The organism is Methanosarcina spelaei (genome assembly GCF_002287235.1).
Lineage (GTDB): Archaea > Halobacteriota > Methanosarcinia > Methanosarcinales > Methanosarcinaceae > Methanosarcina > Methanosarcina spelaei.
This window is the reverse complement of the sequence record NZ_LMVP01000446.1, coordinates 23,271-30,327: the sequence shown is the minus strand read 5'-3', so window position 1 is coordinate 30,327 and position 7,057 is coordinate 23,271. Positions and strand designations below refer to the sequence as shown.

Here is a 7,057-nt window from a genome sequence, read left to right as displayed (position 1 = left end):
CAGTATTTTATTACTATGATCTATCTAAAATTAGGAAAGTTAGATTTCAAACTACCCATCTGAAATGACGAAGAGCCCAATTATTCGATTGTTTCCGTTTTCTCTTTCATGACAAAGGGCTGACTTATTTTTTCTGGCATCCAGCCAGGTTTATTATCGGGAGCTTTAACAGTTTGTTTCCATGCCTTGTAAACGTGTATCTTCTTTGTCCCGCATTCCCTAAGTCTAATAATCTGCGGTTTGGATTTTGTTCCTTCCCCACGGTTCGCAGCTTTTAACGCAGCTTGACGAGGTTGTTTTCCTTTGAAAACTCCGTGTTCATTGCCATCTTGATCTCGTAAAACAAAACTTCTCTTGTCGGCTATATCAATCACCTCGAAAATCAGTAGCTAGCTGCTGATTCAGTTAAATCAATTAGTTAAATCAATTTAAATTTTCTTTAATTTTTAGGAGAGGAATTCTTGATTTTTTAAATCCCAATTAAGATGTATGTCTAACTTCTAATTTTTTGTAATAATGTATATGAATATAACTTCAAAAATTTCCCAATGAAATTCCTATTCTTCAGAATTTATTTTTCATAAATTTTGGTTTTGTGGAATTTTCACCGGTTTTTACAGTTTCATTTGACTGCAGTAATGAATCTTGGTTACGAAAACTCCACAAAACAACATATAAAAACTTTTGACTTGTCAGATTTGAGAATCTACATACTGTACAATTACTCTTTTTTACCGCCTTTTATACAAAAATACGCTAATAAGACAAATGATTCCAGAAGCCATTTCAAAGCCAGGCGTTTTTGTGCTTTCTTTTCCAGATGTGTTTGAGCTTTGTGTCTGCTCAGATGGCTGTTCAACATTTGTCTTACTGTTTTGTTCAGAACTCTGCACTTCAGGTTTAGATTGTTTTTCAGTCCCAGCTTCTGTTGCTGCTATCTTACCTGTTATTGCAAAATAAGAGAATCTGGATGTTTTTGCTGAGAAATACAGATACTTATCATCTTCACCTGAAGGGTCAGTTGGAAGAGCATTCCATTTTTTATCAGCGTAACTGTTAAGGGTGATGGAAGATTTGTCTATGCTCTTATCCTGTACCCAGGATTTTTCTACCTTGAAAGATACAACTGAGTTATCTATGTTATCAGAAGTTGCAAATCCGCTGTTTCCAACCCAGATGTTAATGAATTTATATATTTCATCAGAAGGTAGACTTGAAACCAGAGTGGACTGATTTTTTAGCATCTCAACTATAGTTGTAGTCTTGCCAGCCGTCTTTTTAGAATCAAAGCTTATGTTCACGACAGGAGTAGCAGCCTGTGGGAAGTCAAAGTTTACAGAGTTTCCATATGTAATAGTAGTCTGTGAAAGTTCTTTAGCTTCGACATTACTTTGAGGCTCAGGTGAACCACCGGCACTTCCACCACTACCACTGCTACCACTACTGCTTCCACTATTGGAACTGCTTTCTTCCACACTTATTGTCGCAGTTTGGGAAGATGTTCCTTTTTCGTCACTTACTGTTAGATTTGCTGTATAAGTTCCTGCTGCGGAATAAATATGTGCTGGACTCTCATCGGTTGAAGTTTCTCCGTCTCCGAAATCCCATTTCCATTCGGTTGCATTTTGCGAAAGGTCCGTAAACTGTACGGTAAGAGGGGCAACACCGCTGTCAACGCTTGTACTGAAATTGCTAACAGGGAGAGAGAAACATTCCGGATGAATCAGTTTTGCAACCATTTCGATTGCGTCGACAATTCGTGGTCCTCCTCTGCTAATTATATCAGCATCAACAAGAGCGAGATGGTCATCCTTAACAGCTTTGAGACTTTGTACCTGCGTATTTTGTTCAAAATAATCATACACAGGATTTGATCCGTTCTCATCTGACATACCTGTTCCAGAGTTGATCATAACATAATCCGGGTCTTTGTTGATGAGGTCCTCTACATTAACGGTTCCCCATCCATCAATACTGGAAAATGCATTCTTGCCACCTGCAACACTTATTACCTGGTCCTGGTAAGTATTTTTTCCGGCAACATAAATAGGATCATAACTGACTACATGAGCAACCGTTGGTTTAGTGTTTGCACTTGCCACCTTTTCTTTAATTGAATTTACTCTATCACTCATTGAATTAACAAGCGAGTTAGCCTTATCCTCTGTACCTGTTGCTTTTCCCACCAGAACAACATCTTTAAAGACTCCTTCAATATCTGTTGGGTTCAGAACCACTACATTCAGGCCAAGCCCGCGCAAATAATCTATTGTTTCATTACCGTTTCCAGAATCGGCAATTACAAGGTCAGGATTGAGCGCTACTACTTTCTCCGAATTGATTGCAGTGTAACCTCCAACATTAGTTTTCGTTGCTGCCTCTGCAGGATAATTACTATAATCGGTTACACCAACTACCTTATCTATCAGATCTAAGGCTCCCAGGATCTCTGTGTTGGAAGGGGATAGTGAAACGATTTTCTGGGGATCCGAAGGTACTGACACTTTAACTCCATAGTCATCTGTAACCGTAACATTACCATCAGAAGCGGCAGCAGACCCAACGCACCCTAATAAAAATTGAGAAGTTATGAGGAGTAGTAAGAATACATACCAGAATTTATTCTTGAACATTTCCTATCATCTCTGTCGTGTTTCTCTCTATCATATTAAGTGAGGGAACAGTGCATAATTTTAAATTCAGTGTTGCGAATTTGCTGTAAATTTAAAGTCAGTTTTTGTGTACCATGGGAAAATTAAGCTTTCAACATAGAATTTTCTAACAATCACTTTTTGATATTTGTGATTTTACAGAATAATTAGCATGTTTCCTTTCTTTTAGTAAGTGTATATCGTGGCTGTATCCACAGGTAACTTTACCGATTTTGCTAATTTTTGTATGCTCTATGCTGTAACTGTTATTGATGGTACAAAACAAACTTCCAGTAAAATCCAGCATCTTTTTCATTTTAACACCCAGTCGACTCCAAAATTTTGGAAAATATTTCTGTTTCTTTCTCATTCGTATTTAGATAACGGGTTTTTGCACACCTTCAGTATTAGGTGTAATTATTTGCTTTTCTATGCCCTTGAAGAAAGATCTGTGTTGAGAAAATATCGTTTTTATGGAGCAAATAAAGCAAGTTTTCTTGACTAATTGGTAAAAGTATATGTATTATTTTAATATTTCGATGTGTATAGACAAATTTATAAAAATGATGAAATAGCAAGACAAATTAATTTGAGTAAAATTTATTGGATAAAAAAAGAAAAAGATTGAAATTACACAACGCCAATCGAGAAAAATTAATTAACAATTCATGTCACGCATGACAAACTCAGATATAGCCTTAGTAAGATGCTGAAGGATTGAAGCTTTAACCGATTCAGAGTTGTTCTCTACTAAGGATGCTTTGTCAAGACCAAACCCTTCCACTATCATAAGACATGCAGCTTTTTTTGCTTCATTCTCTGGCAGCAATCCCCATTCTACTTCATCAATAATATGAAGAATAGCCGATGTTACTGCAACCAGAAAAGGATTTTTTGCACAGTTGCATAAATTATTCAAAAATGGTTCCTTTGACACTACATTAATTGTCGATTCATTCATAATCTCTTTAGCAGCTTGCCAAAGGTCTTTTCTAGTTATAGAGAAACGAGACAGTCGGACAAGTACATCCATCTGTGATTCTGGTGAGAGTCCTGTTTGGAGACGCAGTGCCTCAGTTGTTGCACTGATAACAGACTTTCCGATCAGCTCCCCCAATTTGGAATGTTTTCCTGCATCGGAAATATGTAGTTTTGAATTGGGATCCGTAATAATTGCAATCATATCTGTACCGGATCCGGTTGCAATACCCTGCGAGTAGATACTTCTTGCCATAAGCTGCTGAAGAGCCACTGATTTTGCTTCTGTTGCAGTCATAAGCGCCTTTCCAACTGAATACTCCGGAAGATCAGCGTTGATGAGTAAGATAGTATTGATCGTGCCGCCGACAGGTTCATAACTTTCGTTATTTTCATAATATGATGCAGGATCGCCAGCTCGTCCACCGTTTTCTTCAATTCCTGCAGTCACTATCGCACAGACATAAAGATCCCTGTAGGACATAGGGACTATGGCTGTATTCTGCATATATGCACATGTCATTAGACTGCAGACTGTGTTTGGATCTAGCTCGAGAGATTCTGCGACACCTTTAAGATATGTTTTTATGTCTTCTGTAGTTTGGCACGCTTCACATACCTCTAGTGAAACCTGGTGGTTGAATACAGCAGTTAGATCTTTTCGGTAGCCCCCATTAAGCCATGAGGTACTGAACACATTTCTTTTTCCAGGAAGTCGGACTACAAAAGAACGTTCATATCGTTCGATTGAATGTTCGTAACACTCTATTGAGTGTTCATAGCGTTCTATTGTTTCATTTTTCAAGGATATCATTGAGTTTTCCTCTATCAGTGAGTAGTCTCGTGGATAGGGATAATGAGATACGAATTAAAAATGTCAAATAGCCTATCCTGAGTATCTTTTATCATGATGGGTATTCTTTCCCCAAGCACTGGTCTAGAGCCTCTGTACTGGTGACTATAGTTGCCAGGCCAGTCGAGATCATATGATTAACGATTGATGCTGCATCGCCTGCCATGCAATTTTCAATACTTCGAGATACACAATCTGTTACAAGCAGAATCGGTTTATTACAACATTCCGAAACAATGCGTACATTATCCATATTTTCCTGCTCGTATGGCATTGATGTGAACACAACAAGATCTGCTTTGCTAATGCTTTCTTCAAGTAATGAGCGTGAAACATCAGTTATTGGGGAGAAGGGAGGTTCAGCAATACAGGGAATACCCAATTGGATTGAAGTAGAGTAATCAGCGTCATTCATAGAGAGAATACCTGTACTGACATCACATTTGGCTGCATGAAGAGCAAACATAATCTCTGTGCCAGATCCGCCACCGCAAATAAGATGCACCTTTTGATTTCCTTTTTTAACGGGTTTTCTATGATAGATAGGAATCAGGTATAGTTTGCCAGTTGTCGGGTGGGTCTTTATCATTACATCAAGCCCGAAGACGGCACGAATATTTTCTTGAGTCATTACCTTGTGTGGGGTTCCAGTTGCATATACAGTTCCCTGGTCAAGCATAATGATCTCATCACAGTACTGAGAAGCAAGATTTAGATCATGAATCACACAGATTACTGTCGAACCCTGGCGTGTCAAGCTTTGCAGAACAGATAAGATTTCAATCTGGTGATTTATGTCGAGCTGACTGATGGGTTCATCTAACAGGAGTAAAGGTGTCTCCTGTGCCAGTGCCCTGGCAATCAAGACACGTTGCCATTCACCTCCGCTAAGCGTCAAGATACTCCTTCCAGAAAGATGTGAGATCCCGGTCAATGCCATTGCTTTCTGGCATGCCTCTCTATCATGAGATTCAGGCGGGCGGAGAAGCTTCTGGTATGGGTAGCGTCCCATCATAACAATATCATCTACGGAAAAATCAAAAGTCCTCATGGATTCCTGAGGTACAACGCCAAGCATCATAGCCAGGTTTTTGCGCGAATAGTTCTCGATTTCCTTCCCCATAATACGGATCTTACCAGTGGATGGATGCAAGGTGCGACTCATACAATGGATGAGTGTACTCTTTCCTGAACCGTTTGGGCCAATAATACCAACAAATATGCCTTGGCCGGCATTAGCACTTATCTTATGCAGGATCTCAACAGTGCCTATTTTAACATCCACATCCGTAACGCTAACAACTGATTTTGTTATGTCCACATTCTCCTCCTTATAAGATAGATGAAAAATGGTGCTCCAAAGAATGCCGTAATGATACCAACTGGCATGTCATTCATGAATGTCCGAGTTAGAGTATCTGCCCACATCAGAATGATTCCACCTGTAAGGGCTGAGATTGGAAGCAAGAAACGAAACGAAGAGCCAGAAACATATCTGACCATATGAGGAACAATAAGTCCGATGAATCCTATCGAACCTGCAAGTGAGACTGCAATTCCGGTAATAAATGATGTAACTGCAAGTAACAAAATCTTGACTCGTTCAGTGTTTACACCAAGTGATGACGCTTCATCGTCACCTAATGAGAGAATATCGAGCTCACGGACAGTAAAAAGGAGTATAACAATAGCTGGAATCACTAAAAGTCCAATGCGTACCTTATCCCATGTAGCGTTCCACATACCTCCCATAAGCCAGAACATGATTTGATGCAAATCGTTCCCGGATTTATACATGAGAAAAGAAAGCATAGCCGAACAAAATAGCGATATGGCAATACCGGATAGAAGAAGTGTTTCTACAGCTACTTTTCCGTTTTGTCGGCATATGATATAAACGATTATAGTAGAGCTGCATGCTCCACAAAATGCTGCAAAGGGAAGTAAGAAACTGTGAAAAATTACCAGTGAAATTGCTGCACCTAATGCCCCGCCTGATGATGTGCCGATAACATAAGGGTCAGCTAATTGATTGCGGAATAATCCCTGCATTGCCGCACCTGCTGCTGCTAATCCCCCTCCAACGATAAATGATGTGATGACTCGTGGTAGTCTGATTTGAGTAAGGATTAAGGACATTTTTGAAGTTTCCATAAATTGTATTCCAAAAATATTAGAAGGTCCAACAAATGTACAGACTATGGCGCTAATAATTGCTATTACGCTAAGGAAAAGTAATAATACCCATCGATATGACACAACAGATATTGTCTTATGTAATGCTCTTATATTACCATCTCCTGTAGTGTTCTTAAACGATCGCTGGAACAGTACAGGGTCTCCTTGGGCCATACCGACTTATTGCCACAAAAGCATGCTGAAAATTGGTAATAGCAGAACATTGTCTTCGTCCATCATAATCAAATGTGTTGCGATCAACTTTGATCATCTTTTTACAGTAATCATTTTACTGTATCTTCAATCGCTGTCAACCTATACCTTTTTTCTGTTAATGTCCAAAAACACAGATATTCGGGGTAGATCTCTATAAAATGTATGAAATTGCAACATAATT

5 protein-coding genes are annotated in these 7,057 nt (G+C 39.0%); all 5 read right to left on the bottom strand.

Going from position 1 to position 7,057, the window contains the following annotated elements; genetic code table 11:
• Positions 1 to 80 precede the first annotated feature (80 nt).
• The 5 genes from ASJ81_RS16420 to ASJ81_RS16395 all read right to left on the bottom strand — a co-directional run bounded on the left by ASJ81_RS16420 (position 81) and on the right by ASJ81_RS16395 (position 6,834).
• Complete coding sequence (locus ASJ81_RS16420; RefSeq protein WP_095645307.1) at positions 81 to 365, bottom strand: non-histone chromosomal MC1 family protein; 285 nt, start codon at positions 363 to 365, stop codon at positions 81 to 83.
• A gap of 366 nt (positions 366 to 731) precedes the next feature.
• Complete coding sequence (locus ASJ81_RS23880; RefSeq protein ID WP_095645304.1) at positions 732 to 2,633, bottom strand: helical backbone metal receptor; 1,902 nt, start codon at positions 2,631 to 2,633, stop codon at positions 732 to 734.
• A 676-nt stretch (positions 2,634 to 3,309) separates the two neighbouring features.
• Positions 3,310 to 4,443, bottom strand: a complete 1,134-nt coding sequence (locus tag ASJ81_RS16405) for an adenosylcobinamide amidohydrolase (RefSeq protein WP_095645302.1) — start codon at positions 4,441 to 4,443, stop codon at positions 3,310 to 3,312.
• Between the two features lie 91 nt (positions 4,444 to 4,534).
• Positions 4,535 to 5,803: a heme ABC transporter ATP-binding protein gene (locus ASJ81_RS16400; RefSeq protein ID WP_170943354.1), complete on the bottom strand. Its 1,269-nt coding sequence runs from the start codon at positions 5,801 to 5,803 to the stop codon at positions 4,535 to 4,537.
• The gene (locus tag ASJ81_RS16395) at positions 5,794 to 6,834 is read right to left on the bottom strand and encodes a FecCD family ABC transporter permease (RefSeq protein WP_095645300.1); all 1,041 of its coding nucleotides are present in this window, start codon (positions 6,832 to 6,834) and stop codon (positions 5,794 to 5,796) included. The genes ASJ81_RS16400 and ASJ81_RS16395 overlap by 10 nt, the downstream gene beginning before the upstream one ends.
• Positions 6,835 to 7,057 lie beyond the last annotated feature (223 nt).